Source organism: Neptunomonas marina (assembly GCF_004005935.1).
Lineage (GTDB): Bacteria > Pseudomonadota > Gammaproteobacteria > Pseudomonadales > Balneatricaceae > Neptunomonas > Neptunomonas marina.
Window position 1 is genome coordinate 284,394 of the sequence record NZ_SACQ01000002.1, and the last position, 17,934, is coordinate 302,327.

At 52.8% G+C, this 17,934-nt stretch carries 20 protein-coding genes; 10 read left to right on the forward strand and 10 right to left on the reverse strand.

Annotated elements, in window-relative coordinates; all coding sequences use genetic code 11:
• Window positions 1-10: 10 nt before the first annotated feature.
• Window positions 11-1,045 carry a type IV pilus twitching motility protein PilT gene (locus EOE65_RS05995; RefSeq protein ID WP_127693388.1) on the reverse strand — a complete coding sequence of 345 codons (1,035 nt, stop codon included), beginning with the start codon at window positions 1,043-1,045 and terminating at the stop codon, window positions 11-13.
• 83 nt (window positions 1,046-1,128) lie between these two features.
• On the opposite strand from EOE65_RS05995, the gene EOE65_RS06000 reads away from it, so the two are divergent.
• The 8 genes from EOE65_RS06000 to hemW all read left to right on the forward strand — a co-directional run bounded on the left by EOE65_RS06000 (window position 1,129) and on the right by hemW (window position 7,589).
• Entirely contained in the window at window positions 1,129-1,824 is a 696-nt protein-coding gene (locus EOE65_RS06000) for a YggS family pyridoxal phosphate-dependent enzyme (RefSeq protein WP_127693389.1), read from the forward strand.
• 32 nt (window positions 1,825-1,856) lie between these two features.
• Complete coding sequence (proC, locus tag EOE65_RS06005; RefSeq protein ID WP_127693390.1) at window positions 1,857-2,684, forward strand: pyrroline-5-carboxylate reductase; 828 nt, start codon at window positions 1,857-1,859, stop codon at window positions 2,682-2,684.
• A gap of 75 nt (window positions 2,685-2,759) precedes the next feature.
• Entirely contained in the window at window positions 2,760-3,308 is a 549-nt protein-coding gene (locus tag EOE65_RS06010) for a YggT family protein (RefSeq protein WP_127693391.1), read from the forward strand.
• A 328-nt stretch (window positions 3,309-3,636) separates the two neighbouring features.
• Window positions 3,637-4,797 (forward strand): homoserine O-succinyltransferase MetX, encoded by a 1,161-nt coding sequence (metX, locus tag EOE65_RS06015; RefSeq protein ID WP_127693392.1) that lies wholly within the window; start codon window positions 3,637-3,639, stop codon window positions 4,795-4,797.
• Complete coding sequence (gene metW / locus EOE65_RS06020; RefSeq protein ID WP_127693393.1) at window positions 4,797-5,387, forward strand: methionine biosynthesis protein MetW; 591 nt, start codon at window positions 4,797-4,799, stop codon at window positions 5,385-5,387. The genes metX and metW overlap by 1 nt, the downstream gene beginning before the upstream one ends.
• Before the next feature lie 17 nt (window positions 5,388-5,404).
• Window positions 5,405-5,836 (forward strand): DUF4426 domain-containing protein, encoded by a 432-nt coding sequence (locus EOE65_RS06025; protein WP_127693394.1) that lies wholly within the window; start codon window positions 5,405-5,407, stop codon window positions 5,834-5,836.
• A gap of 2 nt (window positions 5,837-5,838) precedes the next feature.
• Window positions 5,839-6,450, forward strand: a complete 612-nt coding sequence (rdgB, locus tag EOE65_RS06030; protein ID WP_127693395.1) for an RdgB/HAM1 family non-canonical purine NTP pyrophosphatase — start codon at window positions 5,839-5,841, stop codon at window positions 6,448-6,450.
• Window positions 6,451-6,455: 5 nt separating this feature from the next.
• Entirely contained in the window at window positions 6,456-7,589 is a 1,134-nt protein-coding gene (gene hemW, locus EOE65_RS06035; protein ID WP_127693396.1) for a radical SAM family heme chaperone HemW, read from the forward strand.
• A 15-nt stretch (window positions 7,590-7,604) separates the two neighbouring features.
• On the opposite strand, the gene EOE65_RS06040 is transcribed toward hemW, so the two are convergent.
• Genes EOE65_RS06040 through lptM form a run of 6 tightly spaced genes read right to left on the reverse strand, consistent with a single transcriptional unit; the run spans window position 7,605 to window position 12,169 of the window.
• Window positions 7,605-8,324, reverse strand: a complete 720-nt coding sequence (locus tag EOE65_RS06040) for an HAD family hydrolase (protein WP_127693397.1) — start codon at window positions 8,322-8,324, stop codon at window positions 7,605-7,607.
• The gene (gene xerC, locus EOE65_RS06045; RefSeq protein WP_127693398.1) at window positions 8,317-9,237 is read right to left on the reverse strand and encodes a tyrosine recombinase XerC; all 921 of its coding nucleotides are present in this window, start codon (window positions 9,235-9,237) and stop codon (window positions 8,317-8,319) included. Before xerC ends, EOE65_RS06040 begins: the two co-directional genes overlap by 8 nt.
• Window positions 9,238-9,240: 3 nt before the next feature.
• Window positions 9,241-9,933: a DUF484 family protein gene (locus tag EOE65_RS06050; protein ID WP_127693399.1), complete on the reverse strand. Its 693-nt coding sequence runs from the start codon at window positions 9,931-9,933 to the stop codon at window positions 9,241-9,243.
• Entirely contained in the window at window positions 9,930-10,763 is an 834-nt protein-coding gene (dapF, locus tag EOE65_RS06055; protein WP_127693400.1) for a diaminopimelate epimerase, read from the reverse strand. The genes EOE65_RS06050 and dapF overlap by 4 nt, the downstream gene beginning before the upstream one ends.
• Window positions 10,764-10,772: 9 nt before the next feature.
• Complete coding sequence (gene lysA, locus EOE65_RS06060) at window positions 10,773-12,026, reverse strand: diaminopimelate decarboxylase (protein ID WP_127693401.1); 1,254 nt, start codon at window positions 12,024-12,026, stop codon at window positions 10,773-10,775.
• Window positions 12,027-12,046: 20 nt separating this feature from the next.
• A complete protein-coding gene (gene lptM / locus EOE65_RS18380; RefSeq protein ID WP_206052633.1) occupies window positions 12,047-12,169 on the reverse strand; it encodes an LPS translocon maturation chaperone LptM in 123 nt (40 codons plus the stop codon).
• Window positions 12,170-12,290: 121 nt separating this feature from the next.
• Between lptM and cyaY the strand changes: the two genes are divergently transcribed.
• On the forward strand, window positions 12,291-12,611 hold the full coding sequence (gene cyaY, locus EOE65_RS06070) for an iron donor protein CyaY (protein WP_127693402.1): 321 nt from the start codon (window positions 12,291-12,293) through the stop codon (window positions 12,609-12,611).
• Window position 12,612: 1 nt separating this feature from the next.
• Here the strand turns inward: cyaY and waaA are convergent, their stop codons facing one another.
• Together waaA and msbA are read right to left on the reverse strand one after the other, a co-directional pair.
• Window positions 12,613-13,884, reverse strand: coding sequence for a lipid IV(A) 3-deoxy-D-manno-octulosonic acid transferase (waaA, locus tag EOE65_RS06075; RefSeq protein ID WP_164847025.1), 1,272 nt, complete (start codon window positions 13,882-13,884; stop codon window positions 12,613-12,615).
• The gene (gene msbA, locus EOE65_RS06080; RefSeq protein WP_127693404.1) at window positions 13,877-15,646 is read right to left on the reverse strand and encodes a lipid A export permease/ATP-binding protein MsbA; all 1,770 of its coding nucleotides are present in this window, start codon (window positions 15,644-15,646) and stop codon (window positions 13,877-13,879) included. Before msbA ends, waaA begins: the two co-directional genes overlap by 8 nt.
• A gap of 116 nt (window positions 15,647-15,762) precedes the next feature.
• On the opposite strand from msbA, the gene lpxL reads away from it, so the two are divergent.
• The gene (gene lpxL, locus EOE65_RS06085; protein ID WP_127693405.1) at window positions 15,763-16,689 is read left to right on the forward strand and encodes an LpxL/LpxP family Kdo(2)-lipid IV(A) lauroyl/palmitoleoyl acyltransferase; all 927 of its coding nucleotides are present in this window, start codon (window positions 15,763-15,765) and stop codon (window positions 16,687-16,689) included.
• Here lpxL and EOE65_RS06090 read toward each other — a convergent pair.
• Complete coding sequence (locus EOE65_RS06090; protein ID WP_127693406.1) at window positions 16,686-17,933, reverse strand: O-antigen ligase family protein; 1,248 nt, start codon at window positions 17,931-17,933, stop codon at window positions 16,686-16,688. The two genes, lpxL and EOE65_RS06090, sit on opposite strands and share 4 nt — an antisense overlap.
• Between the last annotated feature and the right edge of the window lies 1 nt (window position 17,934).

Consider the following 17,934-nt stretch of genomic DNA (forward strand, 5'->3'; position numbering starts at 1 on the left):
GTTGTTATCGTTAGAAACCTTGCGGGTTCTTCGCTTTTTCGCGAGCCGCTTCTTTGGTGATCATACCCTTTTGCAGTAGTTCGGTCAGGGACTGATCAAGGGTTTTCATACCAAAGGCTGCACCGGTCTGAATCGCCGAGTACATCTGGGCGACTTTATCTTCACGAATTAGGTTTCGAATAGCAGGGGTACCGCACATAATCTCGTGCGCCGCACAACGGCCACCGCCCACTTTCTTCAGCAGCGTCTGTGAAATAACGCCCTGTAGTGACTCTGATAACATCGAGCGCACCATATCTTTCTCGGCTGCTGGGAATACATCGATAATACGGTCAATGGTTTTAGCCGCCGATGTGGTGTGCAACGTGCCAAAAACAAGGTGACCGGTTTCGGCTGCCGTTAGCGCGAGGCTAATGGTTTCTAAGTCACGCATCTCACCGACGAGGATCACGTCAGGGTCTTCACGCAACGCCGAGCGCAATGCATTAGAGAAGCTCTGGGTATCGCGGTGCACCTCCCGCTGGTTCACAAGGCATTTTTTACTCTCGTGAACAAATTCAATCGGGTCTTCAATCGTGAGAATGTGGTCTGAGCGGTTATCATTGATAAAGTCGATCATAGCCGCCAACGTGGTACTTTTACCCGAGCCGGTTGGCCCTGTTACCAGCACTAAGCCGCGCGGTTTCAAAGAGAGATCCTGAAACACCTTGCCCATCCCCAACTGCTCCATAGAGAGCACCTTGCTTGGAATGGTACGGAAAACGGCAGCGGCTCCGCGGTTTTGGTTAAATGCGTTTACACGAAAACGCGCCAGCCCCGGTACTTCAAACGAAAAGTCAGCCTCTAACGTATCTTCAAAATCTTTTCGGGTTTTGTCGTTCATGATGTCGTAGATCAGCGAGTGCACCTGCTTGTGCTCTAGCGCTGGCAACTTGATACGGCGTACATCGCCATCAACACGAATCATCGGTGGCATACCTGCGGTGATATGCAGGTCGGATGCTCCCTGCTGAACTGTAAAAGAGAGGAGTTCTGTAATATCCATAATGCAAATACTCAGGGCTTACTTTAAGTCGGCAGTTACTTCAGAATAGGAGAACCTATTGTGACTAACCAGTGTAAAAACATATGACTAGCATAGCAGAGAAGTATCGGCATGTTTGCCAGCAGATTGAGCAGGCAGCGACACAAGCGCACCGCTCTCCTGATGAGGTGTTGCTGCTTGCCGTCAGTAAGACGCGATCATCCGCAGAGGTGCTCGCACTGCATCAGCTTGGCCAGCGGGATTTTGGCGAGAACTACTTGCAAGAAGCGCTCGATAAAATCGATGCGCTCAACGATCAAGCGATTGTCTGGCACTTTATCGGCCCCATTCAATCCAATAAGACGCGTCCCATTGCTGAGCGTTTCGCTTGGGTGCACAGCGTTGATCGGGAGAAGATCGCTCGGCGGCTATCGGAGCAACGCCCAGCAGACGCGGCGCCGCTGAATATCTGTCTTCAGGTGAATATCAGCGAAGAGGAAAGTAAATCCGGCTGCCTGCCTAGCGAGCTACCCGCGCTGATTGATGCAGTCAAAGCATTACCCGGTATTAGACTACGCGGCTTGATGGCGATCCCTGCTGCCACGGATGATCCAGCCGAGCAGCGAGCAGCTCTTCATGCGATGCAACAGCTATTTCAAGCGGCTAAAACACAGGTGCCTGACCTAGACACCCTATCGATGGGGATGTCTGGCGATATGGAGGAAGCGGTCGCGCAAGGTGCGACCATCGTCCGTATCGGTACAGCGTTATTTGGCCCGCGTAACTATGCGAATAACTAACACCTGCAACGAACCAACATAAGGACACTATCGTGACTCAATTTCCAACACTTGCTTTTATCGGTGCAGGTAACATGGCCCGCGCTATTATCGGCGGCCTGCTCAACAATGGTTATCCGGCAGAGAAAATTTGGGCATGTGAACCGGAAGCCGAACGGCTCCAAGATTTGGCTGATCAAGGCTTACAGGTCACCACCGACAACAACCAAGCCGTCGCGCAGGTTGATATCGTGGTGCTCGCCGTTAAGCCACAAATACTTAAGCCGGTCTGTACTGATCTTGCCGCTAGCGCAGCGCAAAACCGCCCTCTATTTATCTCTGTGGCCGCCGGTATTACATCAGACAGTATCAACCAGTGGTTAGGCGGCGAACACGCTATTGTACGCTGCATGCCCAACACCCCTGCCCTTGTGCAGATGGGGGCGAATGGTCTGTGTGCGAATAGCGCGGTTACAGCGGAGCAGAAAGCTCAAGCTGAGAAAGTCATTAGCGCGACGGGGATTGCACTCTGGGTGGATGATGAAGAGCAGTTACACGCCATTACCGCTGTCTCAGGCTCAGGCCCTGCGTACTACTTCCTCTTTATGGAAGCGATGATCGCTGCGGGTACAAAGATGGGACTCACCCCCGAAGTAGCCACACAGCTGACGCTGCAAACTGCGCGGGGTGCAGCAGAGATGGCGTTCCAAAGCGATGTGCCGCCAGCAGAGCTACGCCGCCGCGTGACATCACCGAACGGCACAACCGAGCAAGCGATTCTTTCGTTTCAAGCGAATCAGCTGGAAGCCGACGTCGAGACAGCGATGCAAGCTTGCTATGCCCGCTCTGAGGAGATGGCCAAGGAGTTAGGCGAGGCTTGATTGGCGGTGCCATCGCCCCAATAAAGCCACTATACTGCTGATGATATTAACCTTACGAAAGGACTGGTCCTGACTATGGAACAAGATCCGCTAGCATTGATTCTCCGCACCCTTGGAGATCTGTACATCTTTATTCTTACGTTCCGCTTTCTCTTGCAGTTAGCGCGTGCCGACTATTACAACCCGATCTCCCAGTCTGTGGTTCGCCTGACAGCCGTGCCCCTAGCGCCGTTGCAGCGTCTACTGCCCAAAATTGGGCGGATGGATATTTCACCGCTGGTACTCGCGTTTGTCCTCAAGTTTGGTTTGAGCATGGCTTTGATTGCGATGCATCAGGGCAGTATTCAAGTAGATATCATCACCTTGCTGGTCGTCACGGCTGCAAGTCTGCTCAACAGTGTGCTGACACTCTACTTCTGGGCGGTTTTAGCCTCCGTCATTATTAGCTGGGTGGCACCTGGCAGTTATCACCCAGCGCCGCAAATTATCCAGCAGCTCACCGAGCCTCTGTTTAAGTTAGCGCAGAAAGTGATTCCACCTCTTGGCGGCCTAGATCTCTCACCTATTTTGATCTTCTTGGCGATTCAGATCATTCAGGCGCAACTGGCACCTTTCGTGATTTAATACTCAATAGCGAGGAGAGCCCTCTCCTCGCTATTATCTAATACCTTGGTCTTCGATACCGCTTAGATAGGGTCATCCATAGTTGGAAAGGCCGCGGGACATCTTTTAGAATACCTCCATACTCGACGCATACCGACACCGGTTGGTGTGCGGGCTACGCCAAAGCCTTCATCTTGGCCCTTAAACTATTGGAGTTTACCCACATTGTTCGCACGCGACTTAAACCACCGTCTTGCCAAGCTCTTCTGGCTCGTGCTGCTTCTCTACGAGATGTGATGCTCACCGTTATACAAGCCCCATAACTTTGTAACTTTCGGAGCACCAAACAATGTCGACTTACCCTGAAGATTCCGTTGGCTTAGTAGCGCCACAACAACTTGAATTTGATACCCCGTTAGAGCTCGCCTGTGGCCGCACACTAGAGCGCTACACCTTAATGGTAGAAACCTACGGTGAACTCAACGCCGATGCCTCAAACGCCGTACTGATCTGCCATGCATTAACGGGCCACCATCATGTGGCGGGCTTTTACGAAGGCGACCGCAAACCGGGCTGGTGGGACTCTGCAGTAGGCCCGGGCAAACCGATCGATACCAACAAATTCTTTGTGGTTGGGCTGAACAATTTAGGCGGCTGTCACGGCTCAAGCGGACCGCAAGAGATCAACCCCGCAACAGGTGAACCCTTTGGCCCCGACTTCCCACTGATGACGGTACCAGATTGGGTTGAGAGCCAAGCCCGCCTAGCCGATAGACTCGGTGTCCAACAGTGGGCTGCGGTGATTGGCGGTAGTTTGGGCGGCATGCAAGCGCTCGAGTGGTCGATCCGCTTCCCTGAACGTCTGCGCCACTGTGTTGTGATCGCCTCAGCGCCCAAGTTATCGGCACAGAATATCGCGTTTAATGAGGTCGCACGTCAGGCGATCTCTAAAGACCCTGCTTTTCACGATGGGCACTACTATGCGCAAGGTGATGTACCAAAAACGGGCTTGATGCTGGCACGGATGGTGGGCCACATCACCTACCTTTCCGATGACGGGATGCGCGAGAAGTTTGGCCGTGAGATGAAAGCCGGCAAACTTAGCTTCGACTTCAATCCGCAGTTTGAGGTGGAATCCTATTTACAATATCAGGGCGAGCGCTTCTCTACCGCCTTCGACGCCAACACCTACCTGTTGATGACCAAAGCGCTCGACTACTTTGATCCTGCGGCAGAGTACGGCGATGATCTGGCAACCGCGCTGCAACGTGCGCAAGCAAAATTCATGATCATCTCCTTCTCCACGGACTGGCGCTTTTCGCCTGAACGGTCGCGCGAAATTGTCGACGCGCTCGTTAAGGCAGACCAATCCGTTTGCTACGCCGAGGTCGACTCACCTCAGGGGCATGATGCCTTTTTGATCCCTATTCCTCGTTATATGGATACCTTCCGCGCCTACATGCAACGTATCGCTGATGATATTCCTCGCTCGACAACAGGAGATGTGTAATGCGCGCCGATCTTGAGATTATCCAAGAGTGGATCCAACCCCATACTCGCCTCCTCGATCTCGGTTGCGGTGACGGTGAGCTGCTGCGCCACCTGACCGAACATCGCCAAGTCACGGGGTACGGCATCGAAAACGATCACGACAATATCACCGCGTGCATCCGCAAAGGCGTGAATGTCATCGAGAAGGATATCGACGAAGGCCTCGCCTCCATTGAGGATAACAGCTTCGATACCGTTGTTATGACGCAGGCCCTGCAGGTGATGCACCGTCCTGATCAAACCATCGACGAGATGCTGCGTATCGGTAAGGAGTGTATCGTCACCTTCCCAAACTTCGGCCACTGGCGGGCGCGAGGCTACCTTGCTTTTCGCGGTTTAATGCCGGTTTCCAAGTTTCTACCCTACACATGGTACGACACACCGAATATCCATTTTTGTACCTTTAAAGACTTCGAGCGTCTCTGTGTTGAGCGTAATATCGACATCCTAAATCGAACTGTTGTCGATAATGCGCATCAACATAGTTGGTGGACCAATTTATGGCCCAATATGCTCGGTGAGATCGCGATCTATCGCATCACACGCTAATACCTAGGGGGTGTTCCATGAAAATACTACGTTCACTACTACTGCTAATGGCGTTTGCGCCGATGGCAATGGCAGAACAGTTGCTAGAGAACGATAAATACATCGTTCACTACAACGCATTCAACAGCACCGTGGTCGCACCAGAGGTTGCACAACGCCACGGTCTCAAGCGTAGCCGCTATAGCGCGATGCTCAATGTTGCCGTATTTGAGAAAACCGACGCAGGGCAAAAGGCGATTCCAGCAACGATCTCTGGAAAAGTACAAAACTTGATCCAGCAATCACAAACACTCGCTTTCAAACCCATAAAAGAGGGCGACGCCCTGTACTACATCGGCAGCTTTAACTTCGGCAATGAAGAGGTGCTCCATGTCACCTTGGATGTGCGCCCAGAGGGTGCGAAGTCGGACGTAAAAATTCGCTTTGATCAAAAATTTTATACGGACTAACGATGAGTAAAACCATAGTCTTGGCCAGCGGTAATGCCGGTAAACTACAGGAGTTTGGCGAGATCCTGAGCGAGTTCGCCTTTACGGTCAAACCCCAGCGGGCATTTGACGTCAGCGATGCCGATGAAACAGGCCTGACCTTTGTTGAGAACGCCATCCTCAAGGCCCGTCATGCTTGCGAAGCGACAGGTCTGCCTGCGCTAGCAGACGACTCAGGCCTTGAAGTTGACGCGCTGAACGGCGCACCCGGTATCTATTCGGCGCGTTTTGCGCGACTCACCAACGAGGGCAGTGGCGATGGCGACAACAACGCTAAGCTGCTGCGCTCGCTGGAAGGGTTACCGCACGAAGAGCGCAGTGCACGCTATCGTTGTGTACTGGTGTTTATGCGCCATAAAGACGATCCCATGCCGCTGATCTGCCAAGGCACACTCGAGGGTTTTATCGGTACCGCGCCAGAGGGTGATAACGGCTTTGGCTACGACCCACTGTTTCGATTGCCTGAACTCGATAAAACCGCCGCTCAGCTCACACCCGCTGAGAAGCACGCCATTAGCCACCGCGGCCAAGCGGTTGCGCAGTTCATCGATCAGATCGGCCAGTACCTACGATAACCGCCATGTCCATACCGCTCTCTCTTTACGTACACATCCCATGGTGTGTGCGTAAATGCCCCTATTGTGATTTCAACTCCCACGCCGTCCGCGATGAGCTGCCTGAAGCCACATATATCGATACAGTTTTGGCAGATCTGCGCCACGAGGCACGCTGGGCACAGGGCCGCGAGATCCAATCGATCTTTATTGGAGGCGGTACACCTAGCCTGTTTTCAGCGCAAAGCATCGCCAAACTGCTCGATAGCGCCAACCGTATCGTACCGTTCGCCAGCGATATCGAGATTACGATGGAAGCGAACCCCGGCACCTTCGAACAAGATAAATTCGCGGGCTTTTTAGCGGCTGGCGTCAACCGGCTTTCTATTGGGGTACAGAGTTTCAACACTCACCACTTAAAAGCACTGGGACGCATCCATAGCGGCCAAGAGGCAGAGCGGGCGATTGCCGCCGCTCACCAGTTAGGCTTTAAGCGCCTGAATATCGATCTTATGCATGGCTTGCCCGATCAAACACCACAGCAAGCACTGGCGGACCTCGAGCAAGGCCTCGCACTGGGGCCTGACCACCTCTCTTGGTACCAGCTAACGATTGAGCCGAATACTGAGTTCTACCAGCGCCCTCCGCAGATCCCAGAAGACGATGCCCTTTGGGAGATACAGCAACAAGGGCAAGCGCGTATCCACGCAGCAGGCTTCACACAATACGAAGTCTCGGCGTACGCCAAAGCACCAACGGCGCGGGCTCGCCACAATCTGAACTACTGGGAGTTTGGTGATTACATCGGTATCGGTGCCGGTGCACACGGCAAGGTCACGGACCTTAGCACCCACGAGATCCACCGCCGCTGGAAGCAGCGCTCACCAAAAGCTTACATGACTCATATCGATCCACTCGGCGGTAGCCGCATCCTCGCACCCGACGAGTTACCCTTTGAGTTTATGATGAACGCACTACGCCTTATTGATGGCGTACCAACAGAGCGCTTTCATGAACGCACCGGGCAGCCTATTGAGGTGATGGCCGCGGTACTCCAACAAGCCAGAGAGAAAGGTCTGTTGCATCCCCACAGGCTGCAAGCCACACCGCAAGGCCAGCTGTTCTTAAACGACTTGCTGGGACTCTTCTTAGACGAGTAGTTTTTAGATGAGCCGTTATAAACGCGCGCGCTTGCATGCGGCTATTTTATCCACAGCGCCCACCAGCTGATCTAAGCTCGTGACCGTTGCATCTGGGGCCACATTTTCGCGCCACGGCTGTTGATAAAGATTTACCCACACACCCCATAATCCGGCGCTTTTGGCACCCAGTACATCATGCTGTGGATTATCACCAATGTGGATAACATTTTCCGGTTTGAGCTTTGTGTGGTTCAGCATCGCTGTGAATATCTTCGCATCAGGCTTTTCCACACCCACGTGATCCGCACTAAACTGGAAGTCTAAATAGGATGATAGCCCGGTGCTGTGGATATCTGCATTGCCATTGGTGATCGCACCTAACTGGTATCCTGCGGTTTTTAAATCAGCGAGCGCTTTAAGTGCATGCTCGAAAAAGACTACATTCTGACGGGCACGTAAAAACACATCGAACGCCGCATCGCTCAGCTCTGCCACTTGTTGCTCGGGATAGCCCGCTTGGGTCAGGCCTAGCTTCAATACCGCCTTGCGAATACGCGTGACGCTATAACTAATCTCTGGCTCTGCCGCCAACGCTTGCTGGCGCAACGTGCCGAGATCACGCAGCGTAAATTGCTGATGAAATAGCGGAGCGTTCTCGTAGAGCCAATCGAATAACGTCTGATTTGCTGCTTTAACAACGGGATCAACCGCCCATAAGGTGTCATCTAGATCGAAAGTGATGCACTTAATCATCTTGCTTCTTTGCTCGTGGATGCGCAGATTCATACACCGACATAAGATGCTGGAAGTCGAGATGTGTATAAACTTGCGTTGTGGATATATCTTCGTGGCCCAGCAACTCTTGTACGGCTCGTAAGTCTCCGCTGGACTCCAACATATGGCTGGCAAAACTATGTCTGAGCCTATGTGGATAAACCTTCCCTTCGGTATGCATACGCTTTGCCCAGTAATCAAACCGCTGCTGTACGCTGCGCGTACTTAAGCGTCGCCCCTGCTTAGAGAGAAACAACGCCTCCTCATCCAGCGGTGCCGATTGCGCACGGTACTTCACCCACACACGCAGCGCCTCTAATGCAACGCGCCCAATGGGTAACATACGCGTTTTATTGCCCTTGCCGGTAACCACTAAGCTAGCACCAGGAAAGTCGATATCGTAGAGGTTAAGGCTCACTAACTCAGATACCCGCAACCCTGACGAATACACCAGTTCTAGCATCGCTTTATCGCGTGCCGATAGCGCATCCGTAACTGCAAACGATAGCAGGCCGTTAAGCTGATCCACATCGAGCGTTTGGGGCAAATGGCGCTGGGCTTTCGGCGCTTTTACCCCAGCTGCGGGGTTGTGCGTGACACACTTTTCAGCAATGAGGAACTGGTAGAAGGTGCGAATTGCCGAGAGATGGCGCTGGATACTTTTAGCCGCGAGTTCGTCACGATGTAATTCAGCAACGAAGCCGCGAATGTGTTTATCCTCTACCTCTTGCCAAGCGGCAAGACGCCAATCGGCGATAAAGGCGCAGAACTTATCGAGATCACGCCCATAACTTGCGCAGGTGTTGGCTGCTAAGCCACGTTCAGTAGCTAAGAACTGCAAAAACGCCTGCACCGACTCATTTAGTAAATCGAAGAAGCGCTGGTTGAGCATCGTTTAAGATAGCTCCTCATGCAAGATGCGGCTGACAACGCGGCTCAATACCTCGCCCACATAACTTAGGAACATCGTCCCTAAGCTGCTATGAAAGTAGCTAGGGTTGGTACTGCCAATCGCCAGTACACCGATAGTTTCACCTTTCACCAGCGGCACCACTGCTGCTGAGCCGACCTCAGGTGCATTATCAGTGAATAGGAAGCGGTTCTCGATCGGTTGTAACTGTCCACAGGTGGGGAAGTTACTCTTGATCAAAGGCTCGATCACTCCCGCTGTATCACGGGGCAGCACGCGTAAGTTATTCACATCTAGCGAGCGATCATTGAACAGCAACACGGCAATATGGTCACCCGCAAAGTCTTGGCAAAGGCTCTCTTCCAACGCCACCATCAGCTCATCAAGCGTTAGTGCATCCAACAATGACAGCACCATACGCTCCGTTTTTTGTAGCTGCATATCATTGTGACGGGCGATCTCGAGTAGGTCCGAGAGGTTGATCGTCAGCTGTTGGTTCCGGTCGCGCAGCATCGTGGCTTGGCGCTCAACCAAGGAGGTCGCAGGTCCGCTGTCGTGAGGTACATGCAGTACCTCTAACAACGTTTGATGATCATTAAAGAAGTCGGGATGGCTAGCGAGATAATCAGCAACCTGTTTGGCGCTGACTCCATTCGCGGGTTGCTGAGTATCACTCATAGGAAGATCTGTCCTTCAAATACTGTGGTTGCTGGACCGGTCATGATGACGGCGTCGTGCGCCTCGCCCGACCAGCTAATTTCAAGATCACCGCCCAACAGGTGTAGCGTGACCGTTTCGTCTAGTAGGCCACGCAAACGGCCTGCCACCATCGCAGCACACGCGCCGGTACCGCACGCTTTCGTTTCACCGACTCCGCGCTCAAAAACACGTAGCTTTGCTTCGCGGCGCGAGATCACTTCTAGGAAGCCGATATTCGCTTTAGCTGGGAAGCGTTCATGGGGCTCTAGCAATGCACCGAGTTTATCCACCGGTGCGTTATCCACATCATCAACCACGAGCACACCATGTGGGTTACCCATCGACACGGCCGTGATATCTAAGGTTTGATTATCCACATCGATGGGATAAGTCGCTGCAAACTGCTCCGCCACAAAAGGCACCTGAGCCGGTTCCAACACCGGCGCGCCCATATCAACCTCAACCATGCGCTGCTCACGCAGTTTCAATACCGCTTTGCCGTTGGCCGTTTCAACCGCGATCTCATCTTTGCTGCTGAGGCGCTTATCGCGGACAAAGCGGGCAAAACAGCGCGCGCCATTGCCGCAATTTTCAACTTCAGAGCCATCAGCATTAAAGATCCGGTAGCGAAAGTCCACATCGGGATCACTAGGCGGCTCAACTAACAGCATCTGGTCAAAACCCACACCAAAATTACGATCACCTAATTTCTTAACGATCTCTGGCGTGATTTTGATACGTTGCGTAACGAGGTCGATAACAACAAAGTCATTACCTAAGCCATGCATTTTGGTAAAGCGAACAAGCATGTAGCCCCCTTACTCAGCAGGCAGCAGCTTTTCGCCGCGCATCAAATCCTGATAGGTTTCGCGTGCACGCACCTCAAAAACCTGATTGTCATCAACCATGACCTCAGCTGCACGCAGGCGTGTATTGTAGTTGGATGCCATCACAAAGCCGTACGCACCCGCGGAGCATACTGCTAGCAAGTCACCGGCTTCGATATTGAGATCACGATCTTTACCAAGGAAATCGCCAGTCTCACATACTGGGCCAACAACATCATAGCTACGCGTCTCGCCCGCTTCGCGCACTGAGCAAGGGATGATCTCTTGATACGCGCTATACAGAGAGGGACGAATCAGGTCATTCATTGCACCGTCAACAATTGCGAAGCTCTTGCCTTCGTTGAGCTTCAAAAACTCAACCTGTGTCAGCATGACACCGGCATTAGCAGCAATTGAGCGGCCCGGCTCAAAGATCAGGCCAAGCTCGCGCCCAGACATCTTCTCAAGCACCGCTTCGATATAGCTTTGTGCCGATGGTGGTTGTTCATCGGTGTAGCACACACCCAAGCCACCGCCCATATCCAAATGGCGCAAGGCAATACCTTGCTCGGCAAGGCGATCCACCAATGCCAACAGGCGATCCAGTGCATCCATAAAGGGTGCAACTTCCGTTAGTTGGCTACCGATATGGCAGTCCATGCCCACCACATTGACGTGCTCCATCTGCGCCGCGCGCTGATAGATACGCTGCGCATCGGCAATAGCAATACCGAACTTGTTCTCTTTCAGGCCGGTCGAGATATAGGGATGCGTACCCGCATCAACATCTGGATTCACACGGAAAGAGATATCTGCAACACTGCCGTGCTCGCCAGCCACTTGATTCACACGCTCAAGCTCAGCTTCAGACTCAATGTTGAAGCAGTGAATACCCACATCAAGGGCACGGCGGATCTCGTGAGCTTGCTTACCCACGCCCGAGAACACCACTTTGCTTGGATCACCACCGGCACGCAGTACCCGCTCAAGCTCACCCAGCGATACAATATCGAACCCTGCACCTAGACGCGCCAGCACGTTCAAAACCGCTAAGTTGCTATTGGCTTTCACTGCATAGCAGATCAGCGCGTTGTGCCCTTCAAGGGCGGTCGCATAACTCAAATAGGCACGCTCTAGTGCATCGCGGGAGTATACATAAACCGGGGTGCCGAACTCGTCAGCGATACGCTCAAGCGCTACATCTTCGCAATGCAAACGGCCATTGCGGTACTCAAAACTGTCCATCTTTTGCCTCAAATACGAACTTATTGTGTTTGCTCTGTTTCGCTCTGCGTAGACTCATCAGGCAGATATAGGGGGCCTTTCTGGCCACAACCGGATACCAGCAACATACCTGCGCACAAAATCAACCAGCTCAATTTCACAATACAGTTCTCTAATCGGTGAATTATGCGCAAATTATACCCATGAAACCGGTCGGATGAGTACCACGTAAAACCTGATATACTCACACGCCTTCGTCCGCTAATGAAACTATGGGCCAAATTGATGACTGAAACAGAATTTAACAACCTAGTTGATGAGACACTCACCCAAATTGAAGAGTGCCTAGATGATGCCGAGACCGATCTCGACTACCTGATCAGCGGTGGAGTTTTAACCATCAAATGTGAAAACGGCTCGCAGATCATCTTCACACGTCAAACACCTGTGAAACAGCTGTGGTTAGCAACACGCGGGGGTGGTTTCCATTTTGACTATGTTGAAGGGGAGGGGTGGTTACGTGATAGTGATCAGGCACCTCTCAAAAAGATCTTTGGAGATGCCTTCACTGAACAAGCCGGAGAAACGCTCGACTTCGTGTTTTAAGCTAAGCGAGCAGCCGTGCACGAACCGCTTGCAATAGGCGGTTCAACGCGCCTTTTTGCGATTCAGCAAAGCAGCAGCCTGCATCACCCGCCGTTTCTCGTACATGCTCCTGCGCAAGCCAGCTTGCACTCTGAGCCACCGCCTCGGCCATATCGCTTGCACACACGGCACCGCCCGCATCCACCAAACCTTGGGTGATAGCGGCAAAGTTATGATGGTGAGGCCCAATCACAACGGGAACACGCATCAGAGCAGGCTCTAGAGGGTTATGGCCACCTACCGGCACAAAGCTTCCCCCCATCACCGCCACATCAGCAGCGCCACATAGCGTTAACATCTCACCCATGGTATCCGCGATATACACGCGATGATCGCGGCTAAACTCATCGCCACTCGAGCGCAGCACGGGTTGCTCGCCCAGCTCTTTAGCCATGCGCGTAACTTCGACAAAACGTTCAGGATGACGCGGAATAACCATCGCGATGGCATCTTCATGCTGCTGCCACAGCGGCTTCATCGCCTCCAGAAATTGTTTCTCTTCATTAGCGTGACTGCTCAATAACGCAACCACAGGGCGCCCGCCCAACGTAGCTTTTAGCTGGCGCGCAACACGGCGCTGTGCATCGGTAATATCAATATCGAATTTGATACTGCCGGATACAATGACTTTAGATGGCGCCATCCCCAAAGAGAGAAAGCGCTGTGCATCCGTTGGGTGCTGTGCCACTAGCAATGCGATATCGTTGAGCATCTGTTGGCTTAGACGGCCAAAGCGCGCATAGCCTTTTGCCGAGCGCTCCGATAGCCGCGCATTGGCGATCAACAGAGGGACGCCGCCATGCTTACAACCGGCGATCATATTGGGCCACAGTTCCGTTTCCACCACCATACAACCACGCGGCTGCACGCGCGCAAGGAATAACCGAATCACAAACGGCAGGTCGTATGGACAATAGAGATGCTGAACGCGATCACCAAAGAGGGCACGCACCCGGTCAGCACCTGTTGGTGTCATGCTGGTCATCACAATAGGAAGCTCTGGGTTTTCTTGCAGCAAACGCTCCACCAGTGGCGCTATCGCCATGGTTTCGCCCACAGATACCGCATGAACCCACAAAGGACGCCCTTCAATGCGCGGCACAAAACCAAAACGCTGCCACCAACGCGCTCGATAACCTTTTACCTTGGTACTTTTCCAAAACAAACGTACCAATAAAACCGGAATAAGTAGCGTAAAAATAACGCTGTAGATAAAACGCAGGACGTTAGCCATCCGACTCCTCATTTCGCTGCATGTTATACAAGCTGGCGTAGTGTTGTTTACGGTTGATCAACGCATCATGTGTGCCCTGCTCAACGATGTGACCTTGATCCATCACGACGATCAGGTCTGCATTCTCGATGGTCGAGAGACGATGAGCGATCACCAGCGTGGTACGATTTTGCATCACGGTGTTCAACGCCGCCTGAATATGGCGCTCAGATTCAGTATCGAGCGCCGATGTTGCTTCGTCCAAGATAAGAATCGGTGCATCTTTCAAGATGGCACGCGCAATGGCGATGCGCTGGCGCTGTCCGCCCGAGAGCAGCACGCCGCTCTCACCCACCTGAGTTTGCAAACCATCAGGCAAGCGCTCCGCAAACTCCATCACATGGGCGGCACGCGCTGCGGATTCGATCTCGGCAAGTGTCGCATTGGCTTGCGCTCCGTACGCGATATTCTCAGCAATGGTGCCGTTAAACAGCACCACATGCTGACTCACAATAGCGATCTGTTGGCGCAATGCCGCAAGACTGTAATCCTGTAGCGGCTGCCCATCGAGTAAAATTTCGCCTTGCCAGCCGTCATTAAAGCGCGGTATCAACCCTGCCACCGTGGATTTACCGCTACCGGAGCGCCCCACTAATGCGACCGTTTGCCCTTTGTGTAACTGGAGGGAGAAGTGCTGTAACGATGCCACCGACGCTTCTGGATACTGGTACGTCACATCCGAGAAACACAGCTCACCAGATACCTGCGTCGGCGCCAACGAGCCATGGTCTTGCTCAGCGGTTTGATCCATCGTGGTGAAAACGGCGTTCGCTGCTGCCAGCCCTTTCTGCATCGTCGCGTTAATCTCGGTCAGCATCCGCAGTGGTTTGGTGATCATGCCCGCAACGGTGATAAATGCTACAAACTCTCCGGTGGTCATACTTCCCATCACCGCAGGCGACATCGCGATATACATCAGCGTCGCTAGCGCCATCGCCACCAAAAACTGTACCACCGGCGTATTGATCGACTCAGCGACTACCAACTTCATGTACTGGCGACGGTTGAGATCACTGGCTTTATGGAAACGGTCACGCTCGAACTCGGTGCCGCCGTATACACGCACCACCTGATAGCCTTTGATCGACTCAGATGCAGCACTGGTAATATCTCCCACCGACTTCTGGATACGATGGCCAAGTTTGCGCATCCGCTTCGAGGCAACGCTAATAACCACGCCCAACAGTGGCGCCACCGCAATAAAGATCAGCGTGAGTTTCCAGTTGGTGTAAAAAAGGTAACCCAGTAGCGCCACCACCGTGAGGCCTTCGCGCAGGAACACTTTGACAGAGTCGGTGGCTGCCACAGTCACTTGTTCGATATTGAATGTCAGCTGTGCCAGCATCTCACCCGAGGTGTGGTGATGATAATAATCCGCGGGGAGCAGCAACATACGATCAAACAGTTGCGTACGCAGGTGGTGGATTACAAAGCGCGCAACATAGTTGATGCTGTAATTACCAAGGAACGAGCCAATACCGCGGCCCGCGTAGATGACCAGCACCGCCAGCGCCAGCCATAACCGTTGATCCAGCGCGCCCTCTTTAACGGCATCAATAACCGATTCTAACCACTTACCTGCTAGAAACTGCGTCGCACCATAGATCGCGAAGCCGACAAAAGAGACTAAAAAAGCCGGCCAATAGGCTGCAGAATAGGTCAGTAGCCGTTTGTAAACAGACCAACCTTGGCCCGCGTCGCTGTCATCGCTCGTCGGCTTCATGAATTGCTGTTTCCTTAAAAATGGTCAATTATACTCACTTTTGAGCCTGAGCTGATAATCTCAGCGCGATGCTCGACGTTAATGACGTGACTGTTATTCCCCTAGATGAGGCCCCAATGAGTTCCAATCAAGCCCCCGAGCCGAGTTTTTTAGCACCACGTTACTGGCCAACGTGGATGGGCATGGGGTTACTGAAGCTCATTTGTAAATTACCCTACAGCTGGCAGATCACGCTTGGGCGCTGGCTCGGCATAGTGATGTACCACCTATTCGCCAGCCGCCGTCACATTACGGATGTGAACTTACGTTTGTGCTTTCCAGAGCTATCGGATACCGAGCGCCAAGCATGGGTTAAACAAACCTTTATCCACAACGCGATAGGCCTCTTTGAGAGCAGTATGAGTTGGTGGGCGCCGGACAGCAAACTGGATATGCCGATCACCCTCAAAGGCGAGCAGCACCTGAAAGCAGCCCTAGCACAAGGGCGCGGAGTTATTCTGTTAGGTGGGCATTTTTCAACGCTTGACCTTGGTGGGCGTCTCTTCTCACGTTACTTCGAAGCCGACGTGATGTACCGCCAGCACAATAACCCTCTGATGGATAAAATGATCCGTGAGGGACGTGGGAACCACCTTGGCACCATTGAACGCGAGAACCTACGTCAGGTGCTACGTGCGCTGCGCAAGAACCGTGTGGTCTGGTATGCGCCGGATCAGGACTTTGGGCCAAAATACTCCGTTTATGCGCCATTTTTTGGCCAAGATGCCGCAACAATCACCGCCACGTCACGCTTGGTGAAGCTCAACAACTCACCTATTTTGATGTTCTCTCAGCACCGCAACCCAGATAATAAGGGCTATGAGTTGGAATTTTTTCCGATCATAGAGGACTTTCCAAGTGGAGATGAGATGGCTGATGCAAGCCGTATTAACGCCGAAATCGAACGGGCCATTCGTAAAGACCCTTGCCAATATATGTGGGTTCACCGCCGCTTTAAAACGCACCCAAAAGGCAAAAACTACCTCTACCGCAAAACCGACTAACCGTCTGCAGCAGATGGCTTAGCCAAGGCTTGGCTAAATGATGCGGCAAAGAGCAGCGCCACAAGTAGCCATACCGCTTGCCCCCAGTAGCTGCTGTAGATCGATATTCCGGTATTGAGCGGAAACAACACCCCAACCGCGCCGATAAAATAGGCGCCAGCCAGATAGTTACGAGCCGCAAGAATCGCTTTCAGGCGTTCAGCAAGCAGCGCAAATGCCACCAGCAAGCCAATCAGACCAATCAGACCCATATCGGTTAGCGCTTCCAGAACAATCTGGTGTGCGTGGAACGCCCCAGCAGGCTGGCCACGTTTGGTATCCGTATGAAGAAAGAAGTCACCCTGTTGCGCGTAACTCGGGTATGCGTAACGAAAACCGCGCACCCCCACACCGTTAATGGGGTTGTCTTGAATCATCCGTAGCGAGGTCGCCCAGAGCGTCAACCGGTAGGAGCTGGCCTCATCCCAAGCCGCGAATGAGCCCTCTGTCGATTTCAGCGAGTGCCCAATACGCTGCTGGACCGCATCATTTTGCACAACGAGCGCACCCGCCAACCCACAGACAAGGATCGAGCTAACCATTAAGGCTTTTGGCAACCTGAAGCGCCAGACATGCAGCATCACCACACCCGCCAGCACCATCCAAACCAGCGAGACCACCGCGCCACGATTGCCGCTAATAAAGTACGAGAGCACCAACACAGGGACCAAAAGATAAAGCGCAGCCAACCCAAATTGGCGCTGCGCCCACCACAGCAAAACCGTGGTGAATGGAATCATCATCCAACCAAACATAGGGTCTTCACCGAACACACTGCTGATGCGCCCTGGATCTGCGGAAGCTTGGCCGAAGATATCGACCCCCACCGCGAACTGAAACCACGCATCCGCCACCCAAAATAGCAAAATGATAGCTAACCACTTGGCAAGCTGCGCATGGCTCTCAGCACTGTTTAGGCGTGAAATAACGAATACACCGGCAAAGTAGAACCGCCACATGCTAATAACGGTTTTAGCCCCTTTCTCAAGATAAGTAGCGTCAAGTAGCGATATTGCGGCAGGTAGCCAGAAACAGAGAAAAAAGGCGCTAAAGATATGCAAACTGCTGCGCTGGCGAAGGCGCTCGCGGTTTGTTGCCAGGTCATAGATCCCTAGCAACGCCATAATAAGTGTCGGTAGTTCAAAGCTCACCCCAAACGGCTGAGCGAACACCGCCAACGCCACCAATACAACAGCGATATTCACA